Source organism: Bradyrhizobium sp. USDA 336 (assembly GCF_044908355.1).
In the GTDB taxonomy this organism is placed as follows: Bacteria; Pseudomonadota; Alphaproteobacteria; order Rhizobiales; family Xanthobacteraceae; genus Bradyrhizobium; species Bradyrhizobium yuanmingense.
Map to the genome: position 1 here is coordinate 6,457,501 of NZ_JBIYDC010000002.1, position 25,049 is coordinate 6,482,549.

22 protein-coding genes (1 of these 22 running past the window's edge) are annotated in these 25,049 nt (G+C 65.1%); 12 read left to right on the forward strand and 10 right to left on the reverse strand.

Annotation, left to right across the window (positions count from 1 at the left end; translation table 11 throughout):
- The 5 genes from ABIA45_RS31260 to ABIA45_RS31280 form a co-directional block, all read right to left on the reverse strand.
- Window positions 1-293 carry the 5' portion of a TRAP transporter substrate-binding protein gene (locus ABIA45_RS31260; RefSeq protein WP_157287597.1) on the reverse strand. The gene continues 796 nt to the left of window position 1, outside the view, so the window shows 293 of its 1,089 coding nt (coding positions 1-293); the start codon lies at window positions 291-293; its stop codon lies off the left edge, out of view.
- A gap of 178 nt (window positions 294-471) precedes the next feature.
- Window positions 472-1,785 carry an NAD(P)H-dependent oxidoreductase gene (locus ABIA45_RS31265; RefSeq protein ID WP_404545564.1) on the reverse strand — a complete coding sequence of 438 codons (1,314 nt, stop codon included), beginning with the start codon at window positions 1,783-1,785 and terminating at the stop codon, window positions 472-474.
- Between the two features lie 153 nt (window positions 1,786-1,938).
- Window positions 1,939-2,739 carry a phytanoyl-CoA dioxygenase family protein gene (locus ABIA45_RS31270; RefSeq protein ID WP_404545566.1) on the reverse strand — a complete coding sequence of 267 codons (801 nt, stop codon included), beginning with the start codon at window positions 2,737-2,739 and terminating at the stop codon, window positions 1,939-1,941.
- A gap of 162 nt (window positions 2,740-2,901) precedes the next feature.
- Window positions 2,902-3,579, reverse strand: a complete 678-nt coding sequence (locus ABIA45_RS31275) for a GntR family transcriptional regulator (protein ID WP_404545568.1) — start codon at window positions 3,577-3,579, stop codon at window positions 2,902-2,904.
- Window positions 3,580-3,718: 139 nt separating this feature from the next.
- Complete coding sequence (locus ABIA45_RS31280) at window positions 3,719-4,618, reverse strand: sigma-70 family RNA polymerase sigma factor (RefSeq protein WP_404545570.1); 900 nt, start codon at window positions 4,616-4,618, stop codon at window positions 3,719-3,721.
- 100 nt (window positions 4,619-4,718) lie between these two features.
- Here ABIA45_RS31280 and ABIA45_RS31285 point away from each other — a divergent pair, with 100 nt between their 5' ends.
- Window positions 4,719-5,174, forward strand: coding sequence for a carboxymuconolactone decarboxylase family protein (locus tag ABIA45_RS31285; RefSeq protein WP_271546516.1), 456 nt, complete (start codon window positions 4,719-4,721; stop codon window positions 5,172-5,174).
- Between the two features lies 1 nt (window position 5,175).
- Here the strand turns inward: ABIA45_RS31285 and ABIA45_RS31290 are convergent, their stop codons facing one another.
- Both ABIA45_RS31290 and ABIA45_RS31295 read right to left on the reverse strand, forming a co-directional pair.
- Complete coding sequence (locus ABIA45_RS31290) at window positions 5,176-5,988, reverse strand: alpha/beta fold hydrolase (protein ID WP_404545572.1); 813 nt, start codon at window positions 5,986-5,988, stop codon at window positions 5,176-5,178.
- A gap of 2 nt (window positions 5,989-5,990) precedes the next feature.
- Window positions 5,991-6,809: an alpha/beta fold hydrolase gene (locus tag ABIA45_RS31295; protein ID WP_275497676.1), complete on the reverse strand. Its 819-nt coding sequence runs from the start codon at window positions 6,807-6,809 to the stop codon at window positions 5,991-5,993.
- 136 nt (window positions 6,810-6,945) lie between these two features.
- Between ABIA45_RS31295 and ABIA45_RS31300 the strand changes: the two genes are divergently transcribed.
- Window positions 6,946-7,488: a methylated-DNA--[protein]-cysteine S-methyltransferase gene (locus tag ABIA45_RS31300; protein ID WP_404545575.1), complete on the forward strand. Its 543-nt coding sequence runs from the start codon at window positions 6,946-6,948 to the stop codon at window positions 7,486-7,488.
- A 128-nt stretch (window positions 7,489-7,616) separates the two neighbouring features.
- On the opposite strand, the gene ABIA45_RS31305 is transcribed toward ABIA45_RS31300, so the two are convergent.
- Window positions 7,617-9,161 (reverse strand): acyl-CoA synthetase, encoded by a 1,545-nt coding sequence (locus ABIA45_RS31305; RefSeq protein ID WP_404545577.1) that lies wholly within the window; start codon window positions 9,159-9,161, stop codon window positions 7,617-7,619.
- Between the two features lie 117 nt (window positions 9,162-9,278).
- Window positions 9,279-10,451 (reverse strand): acetyl-CoA C-acetyltransferase, encoded by a 1,173-nt coding sequence (locus tag ABIA45_RS31310; protein WP_109142268.1) that lies wholly within the window; start codon window positions 10,449-10,451, stop codon window positions 9,279-9,281.
- A gap of 149 nt (window positions 10,452-10,600) precedes the next feature.
- Between ABIA45_RS31310 and ABIA45_RS31315 the strand changes: the two genes are divergently transcribed.
- From ABIA45_RS31315 to ABIA45_RS31345, 7 genes are all read left to right on the forward strand, one after another.
- Entirely contained in the window at window positions 10,601-11,254 is a 654-nt protein-coding gene (locus tag ABIA45_RS31315) for a TetR family transcriptional regulator (protein WP_404545579.1), read from the forward strand.
- Between the two features lie 69 nt (window positions 11,255-11,323).
- Entirely contained in the window at window positions 11,324-12,082 is a 759-nt protein-coding gene (locus tag ABIA45_RS31320; protein ID WP_024337318.1) for an SDR family NAD(P)-dependent oxidoreductase, read from the forward strand.
- A gap of 192 nt (window positions 12,083-12,274) precedes the next feature.
- Window positions 12,275-13,081: an enoyl-CoA hydratase/isomerase family protein gene (locus ABIA45_RS31325; RefSeq protein ID WP_271546048.1), complete on the forward strand. Its 807-nt coding sequence runs from the start codon at window positions 12,275-12,277 to the stop codon at window positions 13,079-13,081.
- Window positions 13,082-13,124: 43 nt separating this feature from the next.
- A complete protein-coding gene (locus ABIA45_RS31330; protein ID WP_271546046.1) occupies window positions 13,125-14,996 on the forward strand; it encodes an AMP-binding protein in 1,872 nt (623 codons plus the stop codon).
- 162 nt (window positions 14,997-15,158) lie between these two features.
- A complete protein-coding gene (locus ABIA45_RS31335) occupies window positions 15,159-16,286 on the forward strand; it encodes an acyl-CoA dehydrogenase family protein (protein ID WP_404654714.1) in 1,128 nt (375 codons plus the stop codon).
- 132 nt (window positions 16,287-16,418) lie between these two features.
- Entirely contained in the window at window positions 16,419-17,663 is a 1,245-nt protein-coding gene (locus ABIA45_RS31340) for an acyl-CoA dehydrogenase (protein ID WP_404654715.1), read from the forward strand.
- 136 nt (window positions 17,664-17,799) lie between these two features.
- The gene (locus tag ABIA45_RS31345) at window positions 17,800-19,044 is read left to right on the forward strand and encodes an acyl-CoA dehydrogenase (RefSeq protein ID WP_404654716.1); all 1,245 of its coding nucleotides are present in this window, start codon (window positions 17,800-17,802) and stop codon (window positions 19,042-19,044) included.
- A gap of 69 nt (window positions 19,045-19,113) precedes the next feature.
- Here ABIA45_RS31345 and ABIA45_RS31350 read toward each other — a convergent pair whose 3' ends face one another.
- Complete coding sequence (locus ABIA45_RS31350; protein ID WP_157283171.1) at window positions 19,114-20,709, reverse strand: ABC transporter substrate-binding protein; 1,596 nt, start codon at window positions 20,707-20,709, stop codon at window positions 19,114-19,116.
- Between the two features lie 196 nt (window positions 20,710-20,905).
- Between ABIA45_RS31350 and ABIA45_RS31355 the strand changes: the two genes are divergently transcribed.
- The 3 genes from ABIA45_RS31355 to ABIA45_RS31365 all read left to right on the forward strand — a co-directional run bounded on the left by ABIA45_RS31355 (window position 20,906) and on the right by ABIA45_RS31365 (window position 24,882).
- Window positions 20,906-22,564 carry an ABC transporter substrate-binding protein gene (locus tag ABIA45_RS31355; RefSeq protein ID WP_404654717.1) on the forward strand — a complete coding sequence of 553 codons (1,659 nt, stop codon included), beginning with the start codon at window positions 20,906-20,908 and terminating at the stop codon, window positions 22,562-22,564.
- A 245-nt stretch (window positions 22,565-22,809) separates the two neighbouring features.
- Window positions 22,810-23,763 carry an ABC transporter permease gene (locus ABIA45_RS31360; RefSeq protein ID WP_225127967.1) on the forward strand — a complete coding sequence of 318 codons (954 nt, stop codon included), beginning with the start codon at window positions 22,810-22,812 and terminating at the stop codon, window positions 23,761-23,763.
- Between the two features lie 216 nt (window positions 23,764-23,979).
- The gene (locus ABIA45_RS31365; protein ID WP_057028343.1) at window positions 23,980-24,882 is read left to right on the forward strand and encodes an ABC transporter permease; all 903 of its coding nucleotides are present in this window, start codon (window positions 23,980-23,982) and stop codon (window positions 24,880-24,882) included.
- Window positions 24,883-25,049: the final 167 nt, after the last annotated feature.

Sequence of the window (25,049 nt, forward strand, 5' to 3'; positions counted from 1 at the left end):
TAGAGCGCCGTGTTGCCCATTTCGACGGTGCCGTTGGACACGGCATCGAGCACTTGCAGGCCTCCGACGATTTCGCCGGCCGCGAAGGGTTGGATCTGGAATCTGTTGTCGGTGATCTCCGCGACCCGCTTGCAGAAATACTCGCAGCCGCCGTAGAGCGTATCCAGTGATTTCGGCCAGCTCGCCGCCAGCCGCCATTTCACCTCGGGCATTGATTGTGCGACAGCCGGCGCTGCAATTGCGCTTGCGGCAAGGCCCAGTCCGCCTGCCGTCAGAAATTTACGACGTTCCATGCGTTCCCTCCTGCGGTGTCGTGTCCTCGACGAGGGATCGCGGTCTTGACGCCGCTTCATCTTCGCCGGTGGCCGACGTTTCTTGGTGTCCGAAATTCAATGTTCCCGGATCGCAGGCAGCATGACGAAAGGGGAACAGCAAATCAAGCTCGCTTTGGTTGTGCGCCTGCCAAGCCGATCAATGCTGCGGCGCGAACGCGGCTTCCATGGCCCTGCGTGCCTTCACCGTTTCGTTGCCGGGGTCGAATTCGACATCGCTCCAGCGTACCAACGTGCCATGGGCGACGTCGTGCTTAAGCTTGAGGCGATGTGCGAGCCCGATCGGCAGGGCCCCGGCCCTGAGGCTCGCGGCCGCCGGTATCAGCTTGCCCCATACCGTGTAGCCGCCTTCGCCGTCGAGCACCTCCCCGGCACGCAAGTTACGTTTGGCCACGGCGGCGACGTCGCCGCGGAAGCCGTAAGGCTGCCCGGTGGGCTCGCCCCGTAGCGCGGCCGACAGCACCGAGATGTTCAGCTCGAGCCCGATCAGGTGATACGGCTTGTACATGGCGGCGAAGCGTCCGCTGGCATCGGTCTTCAGTCCATATTGCCGGAAGCAGTCGGCGGCATAGTCGTTCGGTGCTTCCAGCACGACATAGACGCCCCAGCGCAGATCGCGAAACACCGGCCTGCCGTCGCGCTCGAGCGAGGAGACGACTTCGACGACACCGGATCGCTCCAGCACGCCGCCGCGCGAGCGCGGCCGCATGACATGCGGCAGATCGTCGACGCCGCACGGCGGAAACGCCAGGCCCTCCGCGGGCACGTCGAGGCCGCAGGCATTGGCAATCGCGGCCATCTCGATCGCCGATTTGGTGCCGTCGAGGAAAGAGTTGAACATTTGCGGATTCATGCCGGCCGACTGCGCTTCGCCCGCGGTCAGGCCATAGTGCTGCCAGACACCGTCGGGCGTCACGTCGTGATAGGCCGGCAGGTACTTCGTGCCCTTGCCGGCGGCAACGACGTGAAAGCCTGTGGCGCGGGCCCAATCGACCATCTCCGCCGTCAGCGCCGGCTGGTCGCCATAGGCGAGCGAATAGACCACGCCGGCTTTGCGCGCTTCGTCGGCGAGCAGCGCGCCCGCCAGCACGTCGGCCTCGACATTTACCATCACGATATGCTTGCCCGCCGCGATCGCGGCGCGCGCGTGGGCAATGCCGACGGCGGGATTGCCGGTCGCCTCCACCACCACGTCCATGGCGCCGCCGGCGATGGCGCGCACGCCGTCATCGGTGAACACGGTCGCGGCGATGCGCTCGGCGCTCCAGCCGACGGTCCGGCAGGCCTCGCGGGCCCGGTCGCGGTCGATGTCGACGATGATGGGCACCTCCAGCCCCGGCGTGTGCGGCACCTGTGCGAGGAACATCGAGCCGAACTTGCCGGCGCCGATCAGCGCGACACGGACGGGCTTGCCGGCGGATGCGCGGGCTTGCAGGAGGCGGAAGAGGTTCATGGGGGGTCCGAGATCGCTATGGCTGTGAGGTGACACTGTCAAACTTCGTCATTCCGGGGCGCGCGAAGCGCGAGCCCGGAATCCATTTCTCCACAAGCACTGCGGCCCGATGGATTCCGGGCTCGACGCTCCGCGTCGCCCCGGAATGACAGGTTACTCCGCCGCCTGCCGCGGTGTCCGTGCCAGCCGCAGCAGCGCGTCGTCGTCGACCGTCTTAATCGGCGTGAAATCGCGATGCGCGATGTAATCCGGTCGTGTCGGTGTGCGGATATGGTTCGAGACCGCATTCAGCGTCAGGTACACGATCTTGCGCGGATAGGGCGTGATGTTGCCGCTGGAGCCGTGCACGAGATTGCCGTGGAACATCAGCATGCCGCCGGGCTTGCCGGTGGGCGCGACGATGCCGCCCTGCTTGACGAGGCGCGTCACCGTATCCTCGTCCAGCGTCCACAGCGGGTAGGAGGTGGTGGCGAGATCGTGCGAAGCCTCGAGATCGCCCGCATTCTGGCTGCGCGGCACCAGCATCAGGGGGCCGTTGATCGGCATCACCTCGTCGAGGAAGATCGCGATGTTCATCGCCCGCGGCTCCGGCATGCCGTCGTCGCGCTTCCAGGTGCCGTAATCCTGGTGCCATTGCCAGACGTCGCCGGTGAAGGCCGATTTGGCGTTGATCTTGAACTGGTGCATGTAGACGGGCTCGCCGAACACCTGCTCGACCGGCTCGATCATGCGCGGATGCGCGCCGAGGATCGCGAACGCCTCGTTGTAGACATGCGCGGCAAAGGCGGTGCGCGGCGCGCCGCTCTTCTCGCGCCAGACCTCGGGCCGGTTGGCATCGTAAATGGCGACCGCCTCTCGCGCGAGCAGGTCGACCTCCTCTTGGGCGAACAGCTCGGGCAGGAACAGCCAGCCCTCGCGGTGGAAGAACTCCAATTGCTCCTGGGACAGTTTCACGGGTCGTCCTCCTGTTTGCTTTGTTTTGTCATTCCGGGGCACGCGAAGCGTGAGCCCGGAATCCATTCCTCCGCAGTCTCTGCCGCCCGATGGGTTCCGGGCTCGACGCTCCCGGGCCGCGCTTCGCGCGGTCCCGTCGCGTCGCCCCGGAATGACGGCGTGCTACGCCGCCGCCTCTTCCGTCACCCGCAATCTCTCCTCGGTCATCCGTCCCGCCGTCTGTGCATGCGCGAGCGCGGCGCGTTCGGCCGCCGTCGCGTTGCCGCTGAGAATATGTCCGGCAATATCGGCATGCTCCGCCCAGGCGCTGGCGCGATAATCGAGCTCGGAGAGCACTGTCGCCATCGAGCGCCGCATGTGCGGCCATTGCGGCGCCATGGCCTCCTCGATCACGGGATTGCCGGCGAGCTGATAGATCGCGCGGTGAAAATCGACATCGAGGGTGATGAGCTCGGGTAGAATCGTGTTGCGGTCACTGCGGCGCCCGGCGGCGAGCGCTGCCTCCAGTCGCGCGCGTCCCGCTGCGTCGCTGGCCGCGCGCTGAGCGGCCAGCCCGGCCGCCAGCGCGTCGATGGCGCCGCGCACCTCGTAGAGCTGACGGATGCGCGCGGGATCGAGCTGTGTCACTTCAAAGCCGCGGCGGCCGCTCTCGGCGACCAGGCCTTGCCGATGCAACAGATGCAGCGCATGCGACACCGGCTGGCGCGACACGCCGAGCCGATCGGCGAGCTCGTTCTGCCGGATGCGCTGGCCGGGCCGAAGCGTGCGGTCAGAGATCGCCTCCAGGATCCGCGCATAGACCTGGTCGATCAGGTTCGGGAGCGGGTCGAGAGGGATCACGCCGGCAGCTCCAAGCTTATCGGAATACGGAATTCCGTATTCGAACTTACGCTCGGCCAAGTAGAGCGTCAAGCCGTATCTGGGGCGATCCCAATGGCTTCATGTCACCCGGGTAAGCTGTTGATTTTCCTAAGTCCGTCTACTGTGCATGGGGTTGTTTTCGCGACAACGGGTCCGGATCTGAGCCATCCAGCACCTGCACCTCCATCGCGGCGATGTCGTCCGCATCGGCGACGGCCTCGATCGCGCCGATCCGCTCGCCCACGAACGTCACGCGCAGCGCGACCCGCAACTGTCCGCCGAGGATGACGGCAGCACCCATCTCGCCATCGACCAGCGCCGTGCGCGCCGCCCGGGCGCGGCCCTTGTAGAGCTGCGCGACAGCCTCGGCGCCGCGGACCTCCGCCAGCGAGCCGAGCCGCACCGCCGCCAGATCGGCGCGGAAGACGACGTCGGGATCCAGCACCGCGAGCAGCCCTTCGAAGTTGCCCCCGCGCGAGGCTTCGAGAAATGCATCGACGATCCTTCGCTGTTGCGTCAGATCCGTCTCCGGCACCGGTGCGCCCTGCACGCGCCGCCGGGCGCGGCTCGCCAGCTGCCGCGAGGCATCGACCGAGCGGCCGACGATCGGCGCGATCTCCTCGAACGGGACGGCGAACATGTCGTGCAGCACGAAGGCGAGCCGCTCCGCGGGCTGCAGCGTTTCCAGCACCACCAGCAGCGCCGCACCCACCGAATCGGCCATCTCCGCTTCGCGCTCGCGGGTATCGTCGACCGGCTCGGGTACGTGCGGACCCATCGGATACTCGCGGCGCGATTTCCGGGCGCGCAGCATGTCGAGGCAAATACGGGCAACGACCGTGGTCAGCCAGCCGCGCAAATTCGCGATGTCGGACAGGTCGTAGCGGCTGACCCGCAGCCAGGCCTCCTGCACGGCATCGTCGACCTCGGCGCGGGAGCCCAGCATGCGGTAGGCGACCGCACGCAAATGGTCCCTGCTCGCTTCGAACTGCTCAGTCAGAAAATTTTCTTCGGTCATCGGTCACATTCCCTCGTCGCGATCCGTCAAGCCCATGACGAAGCCAATCCAGTCGATGTGACCGGAACCTTCGAAATTCGACAGATGGAGTTGCAACATGATGCACGCCCGCATGAAACACCCTGTCATGGTCCTGCCGGAGGCCATGAATGTCCTTCAGTCCCTCGGCAACCTGACAAAACAGGGTCTGCCGGAAAAGCTCTTGGAACTGGTGCACCTGCGCGCCAGCCAGATCAATGGCTGCAGCGTCTGCGTCGACATGCACCCGAAGGTCGCCCGCAGGCTGGGCGAGACCGACGAGCGCCTGTTCGCCGTATCCGCCTGGCGCGAGGCGCCCTACTTCACCGATGCCGAGCGCGCCGCGCTGGCCCTGACCGAAGCCGCCACGCGCCTTGCCGATCGCGAGGATCCGGTGCCCGATGCGATCTGGAATGAAGCCGCCAAGCACTTCGACGAGCGCGAGCTCGCCACCCTGATTCTTGCGATCGCGACGATCAACGTGTGGAACCGCTTGAACGCGACGATCAAGATGCCCGTCGGCGTGTGGAAGGTGTGAGCTACTTCGCCAGGAACCTACTCACCACCTCGCCGAACTCGAGCGGCGCCTGCTCGAACATCCAGTGGCCGGCGTTCGCGATCACCGCCGTCTCGGCGCCCGCGATGTGCGCGGCCAGCACGCGCCACATCACTGACAGGCTGCCGGTGGTGGCGCCGCCGCCGATCAGCAGCGTCGGCGTCCTGATCGCCTGCGCATCGCCGAGCGTGTAGGGCCGGCGCTGCTCGTTGATCTGGCCGAGGAAGGTGAGCGCGTTGTCGCGCAGTTGCTGCTTGGCCGCAGCCGGCACGCGCCGCCAGGAGCCGTCGCCTTCGATACCTTCGTAGAAATTCCGCACCGCGCCCTCGAGGTCGCCGGCGCGGATCATCTCGACCGACCGCGCGGTGCGCGCCGCCAGCGGCGGATGCGCGGGCGTGCCTGCCGGCACAGGCAGGGATACGTCGAGATCGCCGCCGGGCTCGGCGAGCACCAGCTTGCGCAACAGATCGGGCCGCGCCTGCGCCACGCGGAAGGCGATGTGGCCGCCGCGCGAATGGCCCATCAGGTCGACGGGGCCGGGCTTGACCTGCTCGATGAAGGCGATCGTATCGGCAACGTGCTGCGCCATCTTGTAGTCGTCGCCGACGGCGTCCCAATGCTCGGGAAAGAAGTGCCGCAGGCTGACCGCGATCACGCGATGGGATTTCGACAGCGGACCGAGCACCGAATACCAGGTGCGGAAGTCGCCGAGTGTGCCGTGCACGCAGACCAGCGGCGGACCCTCACCGACTTCGAGATAGGCCATGTCGTAACCGTTGACGTGGAAGCTTTGCATGGTCAGCTCGCCAGAAAATCCAAAACCACTTCGGAGAATTTCTGCGGCGCCTGCTCGAACATCGGATGCGTCGCGTTCGGGATGATCGCCGTCTTGGAATAAGGCACATGGGCGGCCAGCGCATGCAGCACTTTCGGCAAGAGGCCCTTGGTCCGCGCGCCCAGGATGAACAGCGTCGGCATCTTGATCGCCTCCGCGTCCGCCCTAGAGAACGGCGGGCGGCTGTCGCGGACCTGGCCGATCAGGGTATAGGCATTGTCGCGCAGGTTCTGCTTCACCATCGCGGGCAATCGCGGCCAGGTGCCGGGGCCTTCCAGCGTGTCGACGAAGACGGCAAGGCCGCCGTCGACATCGCCGGCGGCGATCTTCTCGGCCGAGGCGGTGAAGCGCGCCAGCAGCGGCGAGGGGCCGCCGACGTAATCCGGATCAAGGCTGGCATCTAGCTCGCCCCCCGGTTCGGCCAGGATCAGCCGTCGCAACAGATCGGGCCGCTGCTGTGCCACGCGGAAGCAGATATGCCCGCCGCGGGAATGGCCCATCAAATCGACCGGCCCGAGGTCGAGCTTGTCGATGAAGGCGATGACGTCGCTGGCGTGCTGGGCGATCGAATAGGTGTCACCGACCCCATCCCATTTTTCCGGGAAGAAGTGCCGCAGGCTGACGGCGATCACCCGGTGCCGCTGCGTCAGCGGCCCGAGCACGCAGCCCCAGACGCGGAAGTCATTCAGCGATCCATGCACGCAGACGAGTGGCGGACGGCCCCTGTCTTCGCCCACGTCGAGATAGGGCATGTCGTAACCGTTGACGTGGAGGCTCTGCATTATGGACTCGCGGGAGAGGATTGGAACGCCTGTGCAAGATTCCCGGAAACCGGGTGGATCGCAACTATTTCCAAGCCTAGATTTGGCACGACATCAAAGTGGGGGCCTGCAACGAAAGCAATCCAGGAACCAAGTCATGACCGACCAGCATTTTGCCCTGTTCGACACAAAGATCGGCCTGTGTGCCATCGCCTGGGGCCCGCGCGGCATCAACGGCACGCAATTGCCGATGGGCGGCGAGCAGAAGATCCGCACCCGCATCAGCCAGCGCCATCCTGACGCCATTGAGGCCGAGCCGACCGCCGAGGTGCAACAGGCGGTCGACCGCATGACGAGACTGCTCGCCGGCGAGCCGGATGATCTCACCGATATTCCGCTCGACCTCGACGGCGTGCCCGAGTTCAACCGCGGCGTCTACGCGATCGCCCGCGCGATTCCACCCGGCAAGACCGTCACCTACGGCGACATCGCCAAGCAGCTCGGCGGCGTCCAGCTGTCCCGCGACGTCGGCCAGGCGCTCGGCCGCAACCCGTGCCCGATCGTCGTGCCCTGCCATCGCGTGCTGGCGGCGGGCAACAAGCCCGGGGGCTTCTCCGCGAACGGCGGCGTGGTCACGAAGCTGAAGATGCTCGAGATCGAAGGCGCGCTGGTGAACCACACCCCGAGCCTGTTCGATTGAAGATACCAAAGCTTGCTCGGCGTCATGGCCGGGCTTGACCCGGCCATCCACGTCTTCCTTTGCGGTACAAAGAACGTGGATGCCCGGGACAAGCCCGGGCATGACGGTGTTGAGAGCGGCCGCTCTCCCTAAATCTTCGCCGCTGTCTTCGGCCAATACCGATCGCGCAAATGCCGCTTCACCAGCTTGCCGGTCGGCGTGCGTGGCAGCTCGGCTTCGAAATCGATCGAGCGCGGGCATTTGATGGCGGAGAGGCGGCTCTTGCAATAATCGATCAGATCGGCCTCGAGTGCCTTGCCGGCGCGGCTCATGTCGTGCGGCTGCACCACCGCCTTGACCTCTTCGCCCATCTCCTCGTTCGGCACGCCGAACACCGCGACGTCGGCCACCTCAGGGTGCGTGATCAGTACGTCCTCCGTCTCCTGCGGATAGATGTTCACCCCGCCGGAAATGATCATGTAGGACTTGCGGTCGGTGAGATAGAGGAAGCCGTCCTTGTCGAGATAGCCGACATCGCCGAGGGTCGACCAACCCTTGGCGTTGTAGGCCTTCTTCGTCTTCTCGGGATCGTTGTGATAGGTGAATGCGGGCGCGTCGGCGAAATAGACGGTACCGATTTCGCCGACCGGCAGCTCCTCGTCATTCTCGCCGAGAATCTTGATCTTGCCGACCACTGCGCGGCCGACGCTGCCGCGGTGCTCCAGCCATTGCTGCGAGTTGCAGACGGTGACGCCATTGCCTTCAGACCCGGCGTAATACTCGATCAGGATCGGCCCCCACCATTCGATCATCTTGGCCTTGACGTCGATGGGGCAGGGCGCGGCGGCGTGGATCGCGCCCTTCAGGGTGGAGACGTCGTACCTCGTGCGCACCTCGTCCGGCAGCTTCAGCATGCGCACGAACATGGTCGGCACCAGCTGTGATTGCGTCACCTTGTACTTTTCGACCAGCTTCAAGAACTCTTCGGCGTCAAAGTGCTCCATGATGATGGAGGTGCCGCCGAGCACGATCGCCATCATGTTGAAGCGCAGGGGCGCTGCGTGATAGAGCGGCGCCGGCGACAGATAGGTGCTCTCCGCATTCATGCCGCACATGTCGGCGCAGAGCACGCGCAGGAAGGCGTTCGGCACGTCGATCCTGTTGCCTTCGAAAGCCTTCTTGATTCCCTTCGGGCGGCCGGTGGTGCCCGACGAATACAGCATGTCGTAGCCTGCGACCTCATCGGCGATCGGCGTGGTCGGCTGCGCGGCGGCTTCCTTGTCGTAGGAGCGGAAGCCGGGCAGCGGGTCGTCCATCATGTAGAAGATCGGCTCGCCGGGCGTGCCCTTGATCAGGCCTTTGATCTGGTCGGCGCATTTCGGCGTCGTGATCACGACCTTGGCGCCGCAATCGGCGATGATGTAATCGATCTCGTCCTGCTTCAGGTAGCGGCTGATCGCGGTGTAATAGAGCCCGCTGCGCTGTGCCGCCCAGCACAGCTCCATGAAGGCGAGCCGGTTCTCCATCAACAGCGCAATGTGGTCACCGGCCTTGAGGCCAAGCGAGCGAAACAGCTGCGCGCCCTGGTTCGAGAGCTCGTCGAGCTCGCGATAGGTGATCGCCTTGCCGGTCCCGGCCATCTGGTAGGCGATCTTGTCGGGCGTCGTCTTGGCGTGGATACAGGGGTGGGTCATGGCGTTTCCTCAAAACGCGAATGGCGAGTAGCGAGTGGCGAATAGGGAAGAAGGGCAAACCGCTCTTCGCCTAGTCACCATTCGCTACTCGCCACTCGCTACTCGCTTTTGCTTTTCTTACAGCCGCTCCACGATCGTCACGTTGGCCATGCCACCACCCTCGCACATGGTCTGCAGGCCATAGCGCTTGCCGCGCTGGTGCAGGGCGTGGACCAGCGTCGTCATCAGCTTGGTGCCGGAGCCGCCGAGCGGATGGCCGAGCGCGATGGCGCCGCCGTTGACGTTGAGACGCTCCGGATCGGCACCCGTGGTCTTCAGCCAGGCGGTCGGCACCGAGGCGAAGGCTTCGTTGACCTCGAACAGGTCGATGTCGCCGATCTTCATGCCGGCCTTCTCCAGCGCACGCTTGGTGGCGTGCAGGGGAGCATCGAGCATGATCACGGGATCGCCGCCGGTCATGGTCATGTGATGGATGCGGGCGAGCGGCTTGACGCCAAGCTGCTTCAGGCCCTTCTCGTTCACCACCATGACGCCGGAGGCGCCGTCGCAGATCTGGCTGGCGCTGGCTGCGGTGAGCTTGCCGTTCTCGGCGATCAACTTGACGCCCTTGATGCCGTCGAGCGTGACATCGAAGCGGATACCTTCGTCGATGTGGTGGGTGTCCTTGCTGCCGTCGGCGCGGGTGATCTCGAGCGGCACGATCTCCTTCTTGAAGTGACCTGCTTGCGTCGCCGCGATCGCGCGCTGATGGCTGTCGTAGGAGTACTGGTCGAGCTCATCCTTGGAGAGGCCGTACTTCTCGGCCATCATCTCCGCGCCGGTGAACTGGCTGAACACGATGTTCGGATACTTCTTCTCGATGCCCGGGCTCTTGTAATTGCCAAAGCCGTTCTTGGCCGGAAGCTGCGACGACAGGCCCATGGGCACCCGCGTCATCGACTCCACGCCGGCCGCGATCACGACGTCCATCGCACCCGACATCACCGCCTGCGCGGCGAAGTGCAGCGCCTGCTGCGAGGAGCCGCACTGGCGGTCGATCGAGGTGCCCGGCACGCTTTCCGGAAGCTTCGAGGCCATGATCGCGTTGCGCGCGACGTTGTTGGACTGTTCGCCGACCTGCATGACGCAGCCCATGATCACGTCCTCCACCTGGGCCGGATCGACCTTGGTGCGGTCGACCAGCTCGTCCAGCACCTTCGCGGCGAGATCGGCCGGATGCCAGCCGGCGAGGCGGCCCCCCTTGCGCCCGCCGGCGGTACGCGCTGCGGCGACGATGTAAGCCTCGGCCATTCGGTCTCTCCCTGGATTCTGATTGGGTTAGTTGTCGGGGACGGATTTAAGGGGCCGAAGATCGTTTAGTCAATCGATCAATTAACTCTTGTGATGAGGCGCTGCTTGCGCTTATCTGCGCCCGCTCCAGCGGCCAAACAGGGATCTCCGTGGCGACCAGCGTACCGAACAGGCTCCCCAGCGGGAAAAATTCCACGGCAGAGAAATTGCTGGTGGCCGCGAGCGAGCTGATGATCGAGCGCTCGTCGATTGAGATCTCGCTCTCCGACATTGCGCAGAAGTCGGGCGCCAACGCGGCCCTGGTCAAATATCACTTCGGCAACAAGGACGGCCTGCTGCTGGCGCTGCTCGCGCGGGATGCCGCGACCGAGATGACCAACCTCGAATATCTGCTGGCGCAGCCGATCACGTCGACGGCGAAGCTGAAGCTGCATGTCGCCGGCATCATCCGCGCCTATCATCGGTTCCCCTACATGAACCGGCTGATCCACTATCTCTTGCACGAGACCAGCGCGAGCTCCGCCGACGAAGTCTCGAAATTCTTCGTTGCGCCGCTGTTGGACTTCCACCGCCGCCTGCTGGCGGAAGGCGTCAGCCGCGGCGAATTCCGCCCGACCGATCCGGTGCTGTTCTACACCAGCCTGATCGGCGCCTGCGATCACCTGTTCTTCGGCCGGCACGCGATGTCCCGCGCGACCGGCGTCGGCCCGGTCACCGATGATGTTTGCCGGCAATACATCAAGCACATGGAAACGCTGATCTGCGGCGGCATACTGAACGAGCGAATGGCGAATGGCGAATAGCGAATTGGGCCGCAGGCTCCATTCGCCACTCGCTATTCGCCATTCGCCACAACAAGGAGAGGTTCTAAAATGCAGTTGAAAGACGTAGCCGTTCTCATCACCGGCGGCGGCTCGGGCCTTGGTGCCGCGACCGCCCGCGCCATGGCCGCCAAGGGCGCCAAGATCGGCGTGATCGATCAGAGCAAGGAAAACGCCGAGAAGGTGGCCGCCGAAGTGAAGGGCGTCGCGCTGCACGCCGACGTCACCAGCGAGGAGCAGATCAAGGCTGCGATTGCCAAAGCGGAAGCCGCACACGGCGTCGCCCGCGTGCTGATGAACTGCGCCGGCATCGGCGGCTCGCAGCGCATCGTCGGCCGCGACGGTGTCTATCCGCTCGAAAAGTTCGCGCGCATCATCAACGTCAACCTGATCGGCACGTTCAACTGTCTGCGTCTGTTCGCTGAGCGCCTCGTCACTGCGGAGCCGATCGGCGAAGAGCGCGGCGTCATCATCAACACTGCCTCGGTTGCCGCCTACGAAGGCCAGATCGGCCAGATCGCCTATTCGGCCTCGAAGGGTGGCGTCGTCGGCCTCACGCTGCCGGCCGCGCGCGATCTCGCCAGCCAGAAGATCCGCGTCAACACCATTGCGCCCGGCCTGTTCTTCACGCCGCTGCTGATGGGCTTGAACGAAGAGGCCCGCAAGAGCCTGGGCGCCCAGGTGCCGCATCCCTCGCGTCTCGGCGATGCCAACGAATACGGCATGCTCGCGGTGCACATCGTCGAGAACCCGATGCTGAACGGCGAGACCATCCGCCTCGACGGCGCGATCAGGATGGCGCCAAGGTAGGCGGCTCTCTCTTACCCTCCCCTGGAGGGGGAGGGTCGGCGCGAAGCGCCGGGGTGGGGTGATCTCTCCACTCGGGCACTGTTCGGTGGGGAGAGACTGTCACCCCACCCCGCTCGCGCTGCGCGCGATCGACCCTCCCCCTCCAGGGGAGGGTGGGAGACGGTCTCTGTGTGGCACGAAGGTACGAGCCTCATGTCCCAACCGCTGCTGATCGAGCATGACGACGGCGTCGACCGGGTGACGCTCAATCGGCCCGAGCACCTCAACGCGCTCGATCCCGCGCTGATCGATGCGCTCAACGATTATTTCCAGGGCCTGCAACGCAATCGCGACACGCGCGTCGTCGTGCTCAAGGGCGCCGGCAGGAATTTTTGTGCCGGCCTCGATCTCAAAGCCGCGATGGAGCGCCGGGCCGGGCAGCAGGAGCCGCCGGGCGTCACGGAGTCGCTGGATTCGCAGCGGCGCATCGCCGACATCGTGATACTGATGCGGCGCTGTCCGCAGCCGATCCTGGCGCTGGTGCAGGGCGCGGCCGCCGGCGGCGGCTTTGCGCTGGCGCTGGCCTCAGACATGCGCATCGCGACGAGATCGGCGCGGATGAATTGTGCCTTCATCAAGCTCGGTCTCGGCGGCTGCGACATCGGCACCAGCTATTTTCTGCCGCGCCTCGTCGGCGTCTCCGTTGCATCCGAGCTGATCCTCACCGGGCGCTTCATCGGAGCGGAGCGCGCGCTCGCGGTCGGCCTCGTCTCGGAGCTCGTGGACGAGGACAAGCTCGATGACGCGGCAGGGCCTTACGTCGAGGCGATGATGACGGCCTCGCCCGTGGGCCTACGGCTATCCAAGGAATGCCTCAACATGAGCGTCGATGCCGGCTCGCTCGAAGCCGCGATTGCGATGGAGGATCGCAACCAGGTCCTGTGCAGCCGCTCGGAGGAGTTTTCGGAAGGCATCAGGGCCTTCCTTGAGAAGCGAAAGCCTGTCTATATCAGGCGCTGAACGAGAACGATCCGCAAAGGACAGTAATTCCGGGAGACGCAAAATGAGTGGAAGCGCGGCAGCGGTGATGACGAAGCCCGCCTTTCGCAAGGTCCAGTGGCTCGCGCGCGACATCGACGTCGAGCGCCGCGCCGACGGCACGGTGGTGCTGAAGTCGCGCATTCCGCTGCAGCCTTATGAGAAGCACATTCCGGCGTCGCTGGCGAAATGGGCGAAGGAAGCGCCCGAGCGCATCTGGCTGGCGCAGCGCGGCGGTCCGAACCGCGAATGGCGCAAGGTGTCCTATGGCGAAGCCAAGCGCATCGTGGACGCGCTGACGCAAGGCTTGCTCAATCTCGAGCTCGGCGGCCGGCCCGTCACGATCCTCTCGGGCAATTCGATCGAGCATGCGCTGATGACGCAGGCTGCGATGCAGGCGCGCGTCCCCGCAGCGCCGGTATCGCCGGCCTACTCCTTGATGAGCCACGACCACGTCAAGCTGAAGTATCTGTTCGACCTGATCAAGCCGGCCGTACTGATGGTGCAGGACGGACCGACCTTCGAGAAGGCGCTGAAGGCGCTCGACCTCAGCGGCGTCACCGTGGTCCACGTCGCGCGGCCCTGCGAGGGCATCAAGAGCGTCAGCTTTGCCGAGCTCGCAGCAACGCCCGTCACGGCCGATGTCGAGGCCTCGATCGCGAAGATCACGCCGCAGACCATCGGCAAGCTGCTGTTCACGTCGGGCTCGACCGGCATGCCCAAGGCCGTCATCAACACGCAGGAGATGATGTGCGCCAATGCGGCGATGATGATGCAGGTGCGGCCGCGCGATCCGAACGGGCCTGTTGCGACCATGCTGGACTGGATGCCCTGGAACCACACCATGGGCGGCAATGCCGCGTTCCATCCAATATTGGTCGACGGTGGCACGCTCTATATCGACGACGGGCGCCCGATGCCGGGCCAGTTCGAGGAGACGCTGCGCAATTTGCGCGAGATCTCGCCGACCTATTACGCCAACGTGCCCGCCGGCTATGCCGCGCTCGCCGCCGCCATGGAGAAGGACGACGCGCTTTGCCGCTCATTCTTCAAGAACCTCTCGATCATGGCCTATGGCGGCGCGCGCCTGCCTGACGATCTCTACGAGCGCATGCAAGCGCTGGCGGTAAAGACCACCGGAGAGCGGATCGTGTTCTATACCGGCTGGGGCTCGACCGAGACCGCGCCGACCTCGACCGGCACCTATTGGGACACCGAGCGCGTCGGCCTGATCGGCCTGCCGTTCCCAGGCGTCGAGTTGAAGATGGTGCCTTGCGGCTCGAAGTACGAATTGCGCCTGCGCGGCGTCAACGTCACGCCCGGCTATTTCGGCCAGCCGGAGCTGACCAGGAAAATGTTCGACGAGGAAGGATTCTACTGCATTGGCGATGCCGGCATCTTCGTCGACGATGCCGATCCGGTGCAAGGCATCATCTTTGCCGGCCGCGTGGTGGAAGACTTCAAGCTCACCACCGGCACGTTCGTGCATGTCGGCTCTCTGCGGACCGATGCGATCGCAGCAGCGACGCCTGTGGTGCACGACGCGCTGGTCGCGGGGCAGGACCGTCCCTTCATCGGCCTCTTGGCCTGGCCGAACCTGCACGCCTGCCGCCAGCTGGCCGGCAATCCCGATCTGAGCTTTACCGATGCGGTGAAGCATCCCGAGGTGATCGCCTGCTTCAGGCGCGGCCTGGAAGCCCACAACCGTGAGTGCGAAGGCGCCAGCAGCCGGGTCATCGCGCGCGCGATGCTGATGGTCGAGCCGCCTTCGATCGACGGCAACGAGCTCACCGACAAGGGCTACATCAACCAGCGCGCCGGCCTGGAACGCCGCGCGGCGCTGGTGGAGCGGCTCTATGCGGACAAGCCGGATGAAGATGTGATCGTGCTGAAATGAGAGCGCAACTCTCTCCCCTCGTCATTCCGGGATGGCCCGAAGGGCCAGGCCCGGAATCCATAACCCCGGCTCGTGGTTATGGATTCCGGGCTCGCGCCAAGGGGCGCGCCCCGGAATGACGGTGCCAATAAATGACAACGAATAAACAAAGGTAGCCCCGCCATGAACTTCGATTTCTCCGACGACCAAAAACAGCTCCGCGACCAAGCGCGCAAGTTCCTCGCCGAGAAATGCTCGCCCAAGGCGGTGCGTGTCGTGCTCGACGGCAAGACGCCTTACGACAAGGAGCTGTGGAAAGGCCTCGCCGAGATGGGCTTCCTCGGCGTCGCGATTCCCGAGGAGTTCGGCGGTGCCGGCGCGGGCCATCTCGAGCTGTGCGTGATCGCGGAAGAAATGGGCCGCGCCAACGCGCCGGTGCCGTTTTCCTCGACCGTGTACCTCGCCGCCGAAGCGTTGCTGATCGCCGGCAGCGACGCGCAAAAGAAGAAATGGCTGCCGGCGATTGCGTCCGGAGAGGCCATCGGCACGCTGGCGCTGTTCGAGGGCAAGGGCAACCCAGCGCCGAAGAACGTCAAGCTGACGGCTGCGAACGGGGTGCTCAACGGCGTCAAGAAGCCGGTCGCCGACGGTGCCATCGCCGATTTTGCGGTGGTTGCCGCGCGCACGGGATCGAGCGGGCGCGACAATGACATCTCGCTGTTCCTGGTCGATCTCAAAGCCGGCGGCGTCGAGGTCAAGAACCTCACTAATCTCGATCCGACCCGCGGGCAGGCCGAGATCACCTTTAAGGACGCCAAAGCCGAGCCTCTCGGCGCCGCGGGCGACGGCTGGAGCATCCTCACCCAGGTGCTCGACCGCGCCGCGGTGCTGTGCGCGTTCGAGCAGGTCGGCGGCGCCGACCGCGCGCTGGAGATGGGCCGCGACTACGCGCTGGACCGCATCGCCTTCGGCCGGCAGATCGGCTCGTTCCAGGCCGTCAAGCACATGCTGGCCGACATGTACGTCTCGGCGACGCTGGCGCGATCCAACAGCTATTACGGCGCCTGGGCACTCTCGACCAATGCGGCCGAGCTGCCGGAAGCCGCCGCCGCCGCGCGCATCAGCGCGACGCAGGCGTTCCAGCACTGCGCCAAGAACAACATCCAGGTCCACGGCGGCATGGGCTTCACCTGGGAATTTGACTGCCACATGTACTACCGCAGCGCCAATGCGATGGCGCTTGGCCTGGGCAGCCTGTCCTATTGGGAGGATCAGCTGATCGACCGCATGCGGAAGAAGAACGCGGCGTAACCCTCGCTCGTGTCCCCGGACGCGGCGCGGAGCGCCGCAGAGCCGGGACCCAGGGGCTGCAATGGACCCCGGCTCTGCAGCGCACCGCTTCGCGCTGCGCAGCGTCCGGGGAACGAACCGAGAGATGAGACCATGAACTTCGACGACACCCCGCAGGAAGCCGAGTTCCGCGCCACCGCCCGCGCCTGGATCAACGCCAACGCGCCCAAGCAATACGAGGAGGAGCTGCGCAAATCCTCGCTCGGGCGTACCGTGCTCAAAAACGCGGATATCCTGCAGGTCGCAAAAGCCTGGCAGAAGAAAAAGGCCGACGCCGGCTGGGCCTGCCTGCACTGGCCGAAGGAATATGGCGGGCGTGGCGCCTCGCCGATCGAGCGCGTGATCTGGCAGCAGGAGGAGGGGCCGTTCGGCCAGCTGTCCCGCATGTTCATCATCGGCCACGGCATGTGCGGGCCGACCATGATGGCGTTCGCGCGCGAGGAGCATAAGCGCACCTATCTGCCGCCGCTCGCCTCCGGCGAGAAGGTGTGGTGCCAGCTGTTCTCCGAGCCGGCGGGCGGCTCGGACGTTGCGGGCTTGCGCACACGCGCCGAGAAGGACGGCGACGATTGGATCATCAACGGCCAGAAGATCTGGACCTCGGGCGCGCATTATTCCGACTACGGCATCCTGCTCACCCGCACCGATCCGACCGTGCCCAAGCACAAGGGCCTCACTATGTTCTTCCTGGACATGAAGAGCCCCGGCGTCGAGGTGCGGCCGATCAAGCAGGCGAGCGGCGCCTCCGACTTCAACGAGGTCTATTTCACCAATGTCCGCATTCCCGACCATCAGCGTCTCGGCGACGTCGGCGACGGCTGGAACGTCTCGCTGACCACGCTGATGAACGAGCGCAGCGCGATCGGCGCGGCCGTCTCGACCGGCTTCCCCGAATTGTTCGAGTACTGCTCCAGCCTGATGCTCGACGACGGCCCGGCGATCGAGGATCGCGCGGTACGATCCAAGCTGGCGAACTGGGCGGTGAAGGCGAGCGGGCTGAAATACACCAGCATGCGCGCAATCTCGGCGCTGTCGAGGGGTGAACGCCCGGGGCCGGAGAACTCCATCGGCAAGCTGGTGGCGGGCTCCATGATCCAGGACGTGGCGACCTACGCGTTGGATCTGCAGGGCGCGTCCGGCGTCGTCAGCGGTGAGGATGCCGAGCTCGCCGGCCGTTTCCAGGCCATGCTGCTGCGCGCGCCGGGTACCCGCGTCGAAGGCGGCACCGACGAGATCATGCGCAACATCATCGCCGAGCGGGTGCTGGGCCTGCCAGGCGACATCCGCGTCGACAAGGACGTGCCGTTCAACAAGATCCCGACGAAGGGAAGGAATTAGCCGTGTCCCGGACGCGATGCAGCACGCAGTGCTGCTTCGCAGAGCCGGGACCCAGATGGCCGCAATGGGCCCCGGCTCTGCAGCGCACCGCTTCGCGCTGCGCAGCGTCCGGGGCACGAGAGAGGAGAGCTCGAAGATGAATTTCGACGACACCCCGCAGGAAGCCGCGTTCCGCGAGACCGCGCGCAAATGGATCGAGGCCAATGCGCCGAAGGAGCTGCATGGCGAGCTGTCAAAGTCCTCGCTCGGCCGCATCCGCCTTGCCAATCACGACATCGTCGATGTCGGCAAGGCCTGGCAGAAGAAGAAGTTCGAGGGCAATTGGGCCTGCCTGCACTGGCCGAAGGAGTATGGCGGCCGCGGCGCGACGCCGATCGAGAAAGTGATCTGGCAGCAGGAGGAGGGCGTCTACGGCAAGCTGACGCAGCCGTTCCAGATCGGCGAAGGCATGTGCGGCCCGACCGTGATGGCGTTCGGCAGCGAGGAGGCCAAGCGCCGTTACTTGCCGAAGCTCGCATCGGGCGAGGAGATCTGGTGTCAGCTGTTCTCCGAGCCGTCTGCCGGCTCCGACGTCGCGGGCCTGCGCACCCGCGCGGAGAAGAAGGGCGACAATTGGGTCGTCAACGGCCAGAAGATCTGGACCTCGGGCGCGCATTATTCCGACTATGGCCTCCTCATCGCACGCACCGATCCGAACGTGCCCAAGCACAAGGGCCTCACCATGTTCTTCCTGGACATGAAGAGCCCCGGCGTTGAGGTGCGGCCGATCAAGCAAGCCAACGGCATGCAGGAGTTCAACGAGGTCTATTTCACCGATGTGGTGATCCCCGATAGCCAGCGGCTGGGCGCCGTCGGCGACGGCTGGAACGTCTCGCTGACCACGCTGATGAACGAGCGCATGTCGATCGGCGCGCGGCTCGCGACCGGCGTGCCTGAAATGTTCGAGCTCTGCTCGAACCTGATGCTGGAGGAGGGCCTCGCCATCGACGATCCCGCCGTGCGCTCGAAGCTCGCGAGCTGGGCGGCGAAGTCGAACGGGCTGAAATACACCAGCTACCGCACGATCTCGGCGCTATCGAAAGGCGAGCGCCCGGGCCCGGAGAATTCGATCGGCAAGCTGGTCTCGGGCATGATGCTGCAGGACATCGCGACTTACGCCATGGACCTGCAGGGTGCGGCCGGTGTTCTCACCGGCAACGACGAGGAAACGGCCCAGGGCCAATTCCAGCAGATGCTGCTGTCCTCGCCCTCGATGCGCATCGCCGGCGGTACCGACGAGATCCTGCGCAACATCATCGCCGAGCGCGTGCTGGGCCTGCCGGGCGACATCCGCGTCGACAAGGACGTGCCGTACAACAAGATCCCGACCAAGGGGCGGTGATCGCGCGCGCTGAGCATGGACCTCGGGTGGGCAAAGGCGCAAAGCGCCGTGCCCACCCTTGCGCGTTGCTCACTCCACCCCGATCGTCGTCAAGTCCTGGAACCAGTGCTGCGCCTGCACGAACTGCTTGATCTTCGGTGACAGCGCGTGCGGGTTGGTGTCGTGGACGACCCACACCAGCGTGGCATCGTCCACGATCAGCGCATGCGCCTGCGCCAGCAATTGATCCTGCTTGGTGCTGTCGAAAGTCTGCTTGGCCTCGTCGATCAGCGCGTCGACCTTCGGGTTCTTGTAGCCGCCCCAATTGACGCCTACCGGCGCGATCTGGCCGGAATGGAAGAAGCGGACGATGGCGTAGAGCGGATCTGAGGTGACATAGGCGATGTTGTTGGAGGTGATGCCGGCGTTCATCTCGTCGGCGGCGCCCTTGCGCCAATGCGTATAGAGCGTCTCCAGCTCGACCACCTTGAAGTCGATCTCGATGCCGATCTCCTTGAAGCTTTGCTGCAGGAATTCGTTCATCGGCAGCGACAGCATCTGGCCGGTGCCGCCTTGCGCGATGATGAAGGTGGTCTTCAGCGGCTTTGCTTTGGAATAGCCCGCTTCCTCCACCAGCTTCTTGGCGGCGGCGAGATCATATTTCAGCTCGAAGCCCGGCTTGCCGAACCACGGGCTCGACGGGTCGACCTGGCCCTTGGCAGGCTTGGCGAGGCCGTTCATCAGGCCGACGACTTCGTCGCGGTTGATCGCAAGGTTCAGCGCCTTGCGCAGGCGGATGTCGGTCCAGGGCGAGCCCGGCAGCACGCTGAGGTGATAATTCCACACATGCGGCGTGACGTTGTCGACCAGCTTCATGCCGGCCGCCTTCAACTGCGGCACGGCATCCGGCGCGGGTGTCTCGATCAGGTCGACCTGGCCGGCGAGCAGCGCATTGGTGCGCGTCAGCGCTTCCGGCATCGGCACCAGCACGATCTTGTCGGCCTTGGGAATGCGCTTCTTATTCCAGTAGTCCGGATTTTTGCTGAGCTCGGCGAGCTCGCGCGGCACCAGCTTCGTCAGCTTGAACGGGCCGGTTCCGGAGGGCTGGCTGGCGAACTTGTCCCAGTCCTTGCCGAGCTTTTCATATTGCGCCGGGCTCGAGACCAGGAACCACAGCATCTGATAGGGGAAGAAGGAATCCACCGTCTTGGTGGTGATCTCCACCGTGAAGTCGTCGATCTTGGCGTAGCTGGCGACGGAGGGGAGGCGGGTTTTCACCTGCGCGCTCTGCCGCTTGTCGAATTGCGGCGCCTTGTCGTTGAGCACCTTGTCGAGATTCCAGATCACCGCATCGGCGTTGAAATCGCTGCCGTCGTGAAACTTCACGCCCTTGCGCAAGCTGAAGCGCCACTTCGTCTTGTCGGCATCGTCCACCTTCCATTCGGTGGCAAGACCCGGCACCAGCTTGCCGGGGCGGTCGGCGACGTCCATCTCCCAGGCGACCAGCGGATCGTAGATCGTGTAGGCCGTGAACTGATAGGCGCCGGCGCCGCGATCAGGCTGGCCGGTGGTGAGCGGAATATCCGCCATCGAGATGCCGTAGCGCACAACACTTTCGGCACGCGCCGAGATAGCGGAGGACGCCAGCGCAAGCACGGCGAGACAGGTCGATAAGCGAATACGCATGGTCCAAGCTCCCAGGGATTTCGGAGCCGAACTTGCAATCTTGATGCCAGAATAGGCAGCCCGCCTGGTTGCCTCCTGGCGATCCACAAGGACTTGTCGCCGCAGGCAAGATTTGCAGAAAAAGTTTCTCCTTGGCATAGCCATTGCATACCATTGCATCAAAATTAATCATCCAAAGCCGGAGAAGGACGAGGCGATGCTTACTAAGAAGAAGACACGTGCGGCACTGATCGCGGTGCTCGCTCTAACAACAGCCGCCGCATGGCCGCGTGTGGCGAGCGCGCAGACCGTGCTGCGCATCGGCATGACCGCTGCCGATATTCCGCGCACGCTCGGCCAGCCCGATCAGGGTTTTGAAGGAAATCGCTTCACCGGCCTCACCATGTACGACGCGCTGACCGGCTGGGACCTGTCCTCCGCCGAGAAGGCGAGCGTGGTGATCCCCGGTCTTGCCACCGAGTGGAAGGTCGACGATGCCGACAAGACCAAATGGGTCTTCAAGCTGCGCCCCGGCGTCACCTTCCACGACGGCTCGCCGTTCAACGCGGACGCCGTGGTGTGGAACGTCGAGAAGGTGCTGAAGCAGGATGCGCCGCAATTCGACGCCAGCCAGGTCGGCGTCACGGCCTCGCGCATGCCGACGCTGGCCTCGGCGAAGAAGATCGACGACATGACCGTCGAGCTCACCACCAAGGAGCCCGACAGCTTCCTGCCGATCAACCTCACCAATCTGTTCATGGCGAGCCCGGCGAAGTGGCAGTCCTTCTACGACAAGGCCGAGGGCGCCGACGCCAAGGCGAAGTCGCAGGCCGCCTGGACTGCGTTTGCCAAGGACGCCTCGGGTACCGGTCCCTGGAAAATGGCGAGCTTTACGCCGCGCGAGCGGCTCGAGCTGGTCAAGAACGCGAACTACTGGAACAAGGATCGTGTGCCCAAGGTCGACAAGATGGTGCTGCTGCCGATGCCGGAAGCCAACGCGCGCACCGCGGCGCTGCTCTCCGGCCAGGTCGATTGGGTCGAGGCGCCGGCACCGGACGCGATCCCCGAATTGAAGCAGCGCGGCTTCAAGCTCTACTCCAACGAGCAGCCGCACGTCTGGCCATGGCAGTTCTCGCGCGTCGAGGGCTCGCCCTGGAACGACATCCGGGTGCGCAAGGCCGCGAACCTCTGCGTCGACCGCGAAGGCCTCAGGGACGGTCTGCTCGCCGGCCTGATGGTGCCGGCGACCGGCACCTTCGAGCCCGGCCATCCCTGGCGCGGCAATCCCACCTTCCAGATCAAGTACGACAAGGCGGCTGCGCAAAAGCTGATGCAGGAGGCCGGCTACGGTCCCAACAAGAAGCTGACCGTGAAGACGCAGACGTCGGCGTCCGGCTCGGGCCAGATGCAGCCCTTGCCGATGAACGAGTATCTGCAGCAGGCGCTGGCCGAATGCTATTTCGACGTCCAGCTCGACGTCATCGAATGGAATACGCTGTTCACCAACTGGCGCCGCGGCGCCAAGGATCCCAGCGCCAACGGCGCGCATGCGACCAACGTCACCTACGCGGCGATGGACCCGTTCTTCGCGCTGGTGCGCTTCCTGCAGTCGGGCATGGCGCCGCCGGTCTCGAACAATTGGGGCTTCATCAACAACCCCAAGTTCGACGAGCTGGTGAAGAAGGCGCGGCAGACCTTCGATCCCGCCGCGCGCGACGCCGCGCTCGCCGAGCTGCACGCAGCCTCCGTCGATGACGCCGCCTTCCTCTACGTCGCCCACGACGTCGGCCCGCGCGCCATGAGCCCGAAGGTGACAGGCGTCGTGCAGCCGAAGAGCTGGTTCATCGACTTCTCGCCGGTGTCGATCAAGCAGTGAGGTGAGTACGCTCTATCGACGCGTCATGCCCGGGCTTGACCCGGGCATCCACGTGTCTCCTCCAGCTCCGTCATTGCGGGATCGTCCGAAGGACCAGACCTCAGGTGCGCAATTGCGCACCGGGGAATCTCGAGATTCCGGGTTCGATGCTTCGCATCGTCCGGGAATGACGGAGCAAGAAAACGTGGATGGCCGGGACAAGCCCGGCCATGACGACCTCTACGCACTAACCTGAGTAATCCAACGTGCTCGCCTATACCGCCAGACGCATTGTCTACGTCGTCCCGATCGTCATCAGCGTCGCGCTGGTGTGCTTCCTGCTCGTGCACATCACGCCGGGCGATCCGCTGGTCGCGGTGCTGCCGGCCGATGCGTCGCAGGAGCTCGCCGCGCAGCTGCGCGCCGCCTATGGCTTCGACCGGCCGCTGCCGGTGCAGTTCGGCCTGTGGCTGCTGCGTGCCCTTCACGGCGATCTCGGCAATTCCATCGCGACGGGGCGTCCGGTGCTCGCCGAGGTCATGCGCGCGGTCGGCAACACCGTCACGCTCGCGATTGCCGCCGCCATCATCGGCTTCACCATGGGCGTCCTGCTCGGCCTGATCGCCGGCTATTTCCGCGAGACCTGGATCGACAAGGTCGCGACCTCCTTTGCCATCGCCGGCGTCTCGGTGCCGCATTACTGGCTCGGCATGCTGCTCGTCATCATCTTCTCGGTCCAGCTGAACTGGCTGCCCGCGGTCGGCGCCGGCCCCAGCGGCTCCAACTCCTGGGCCTGGGATTGGGCGCACCTCAAATATCTGGTGCTGCCGGCGATCACGACGTCGGTGATCCCGATGGGCATCGTCACCCGCACGGTGCGCGCGCTCACCGGCGACATCCTATCGCAGGATTTCGTCGAGGCCTTGCGCGCAAAAGGCCTGCACGAGCGCGGCGTGTTCCGCCACGTCATCAAGAACGCCGCGCCCACCGCGCTCGCGGTGATGGGGCTGCAGCTCGGTTACATGCTCGGCGGCTCGATCCTGATCGAGACCGTGTTCTCCTGGCCTGGCTCGGGCTTCCTGCTCAACTCGGCGATCTTCCAGCGCGACCTGCCGCTGCTGCAGGGCACGATCCTGATCCTGGCGCTGTTCTTCGTCTTCCTCAATCTCCTGGTCGACATCGCCCAAGCCGCGATCGACCCGCGCATCAAGCGGGGCTAGCGGGATGCATTTGAGCCGAGCTATAGCCGCGAAGCCGGTGCGCTCCCTCCCCCGCGAGCGGGGGAGGGTTGGGGAGAGGGTGTCTCCGCTCGCGAGAACCCCCAAGAGGCGAAAGCCCTCACCCGTCGCTTCGCGACGACCTCTCCCGCAAGCGGGAGAGGTTAACCGACCAAGCGGTTCGCACCGACCACACCGATACGCAACGGGAGCCAGCCGATGAGCGAGCTTCCGCTGTCCGCCACCGCCGACGCCGCGCTGCAGGCGGCGCCTGCCACCAAGGCGCGCGGCTATTGGGCGACCGTCGGCCGCCGCATCATGCGCGACAAGGTCAGCATGGCCTGCGCGCTGGTGTTGCTGCTGATCTTCCTCTCCGCGATCCTCGCGCCGTGGCTCGGTCTCGAAGACCCCTACAAGGGTTCGATGATCCGCCGGCTCCGCCACATCGGCACCACAGGCTATCCGCTCGGCACCGACGAGCTCGGCCGCGACATGTTGGCGCGGCTGATCTATGGCGGCCGGCTGTCGCTGGTGATCGGCATTTTGCCCGTGATCCTGGCCTTCTGCATCGGGACCTCGCTCGGCATCATTGCCGGCTATGTCGGCGGCAAGCTCAACACCGCGATCATGCGCACGGTGGACGTGTTCTACGCCTTCCCGTCGGTGCTGCTGGCGATCGCGATCTCTGGCGCGCTCGGCGCCGGCATCCTCAACTCCATCGTGGCGCTGACCATCGTGTTCGTGCCGCAGATCACCCGCGTCGCCGAGAGCGTCACCACCGGCGTGCGCAACATGGACTTCGTCGAGGCCGCCCGTGCCTCCGGCGCTGGCGCCTTCACCATCATGCGCGTCCACATCCTCGGCAACGTGCTCGGCGCGATCTTCGTCTATGCCACCAGTCTGATCTCGGTCTCGATGATCCTGGCGGCCGGTCTGTCCTTCCTCGGCCTCGGCACCAAGCCGCCGGAGCCGGAATGGGGCCTGATGCTGAACACGCTGCGCACCGCGATCTACGTCAATCCCTGGGTCGCAGCCTTGCCGGGCGCAATGATCTTCGCAGTCTCGATCTGCTTCAATCTCCTTTCGGACGGCCTGCGCAGCGCCATGGACATCAGGAATTGACGATGAGAAGGACGCAGCTTGCCGCGGCGGCGGTGCCACACCTCTCCCGCAGGGAGAGGTCGAATTGCATCGCAAGATGCAATCCGGGTGAGGGGTTACGCTCCACCGAGTCTGCCGCGCCCCCTCACCCGGCGCTGCGCGCCGACCTCTCCCCGATGGGGAGAGGT

Coding starts and splice junctions, on each gene's coding strand:
- ABIA45_RS31265 (WP_404545564.1), bottom strand. CDS start 1,785: ATGAACCTCTTCCGCCTCCTGCAAGCCCGCGCATCCGCCGGCAAGCCC.
- ABIA45_RS31280 (WP_404545570.1), bottom strand. CDS start 4,618: ATGACCGAAGAAAATTTTCTGACTGAGCAGTTCGAAGCGAGCAGGGAC.
- ABIA45_RS31285 (WP_271546516.1), top strand. CDS start 4,719: ATGCACGCCCGCATGAAACACCCTGTCATGGTCCTGCCGGAGGCCATG.
- ABIA45_RS31290 (WP_404545572.1), bottom strand. CDS start 5,988: ATGCAAAGCTTCCACGTCAACGGTTACGACATGGCCTATCTCGAAGTC.
- ABIA45_RS31295 (WP_275497676.1), bottom strand. CDS start 6,809: ATGCAGAGCCTCCACGTCAACGGTTACGACATGCCCTATCTCGACGTG.
- ABIA45_RS31300 (WP_404545575.1), top strand. CDS start 6,946: ATGACCGACCAGCATTTTGCCCTGTTCGACACAAAGATCGGCCTGTGT.
- ABIA45_RS31305 (WP_404545577.1), bottom strand. CDS start 9,161: ATGACCCACCCCTGTATCCACGCCAAGACGACGCCCGACAAGATCGCC.
- ABIA45_RS31310 (WP_109142268.1), bottom strand. CDS start 10,451: ATGGCCGAGGCTTACATCGTCGCCGCAGCGCGTACCGCCGGCGGGCGC.
- ABIA45_RS31320 (WP_024337318.1), top strand. CDS start 11,324: ATGCAGTTGAAAGACGTAGCCGTTCTCATCACCGGCGGCGGCTCGGGC.
- ABIA45_RS31325 (WP_271546048.1), top strand. CDS start 12,275: ATGTCCCAACCGCTGCTGATCGAGCATGACGACGGCGTCGACCGGGTG.
- ABIA45_RS31330 (WP_271546046.1), top strand. CDS start 13,125: ATGAGTGGAAGCGCGGCAGCGGTGATGACGAAGCCCGCCTTTCGCAAG.
- ABIA45_RS31335 (WP_404654714.1), top strand. CDS start 15,159: ATGAACTTCGATTTCTCCGACGACCAAAAACAGCTCCGCGACCAAGCG.
- ABIA45_RS31340 (WP_404654715.1), top strand. CDS start 16,419: ATGAACTTCGACGACACCCCGCAGGAAGCCGAGTTCCGCGCCACCGCC.
- ABIA45_RS31345 (WP_404654716.1), top strand. CDS start 17,800: ATGAATTTCGACGACACCCCGCAGGAAGCCGCGTTCCGCGAGACCGCG.
- ABIA45_RS31350 (WP_157283171.1), bottom strand. CDS start 20,709: ATGCGTATTCGCTTATCGACCTGTCTCGCCGTGCTTGCGCTGGCGTCC.
- ABIA45_RS31355 (WP_404654717.1), top strand. CDS start 20,906: ATGCTTACTAAGAAGAAGACACGTGCGGCACTGATCGCGGTGCTCGCT.
- ABIA45_RS31365 (WP_057028343.1), top strand. CDS start 23,980: ATGAGCGAGCTTCCGCTGTCCGCCACCGCCGACGCCGCGCTGCAGGCG.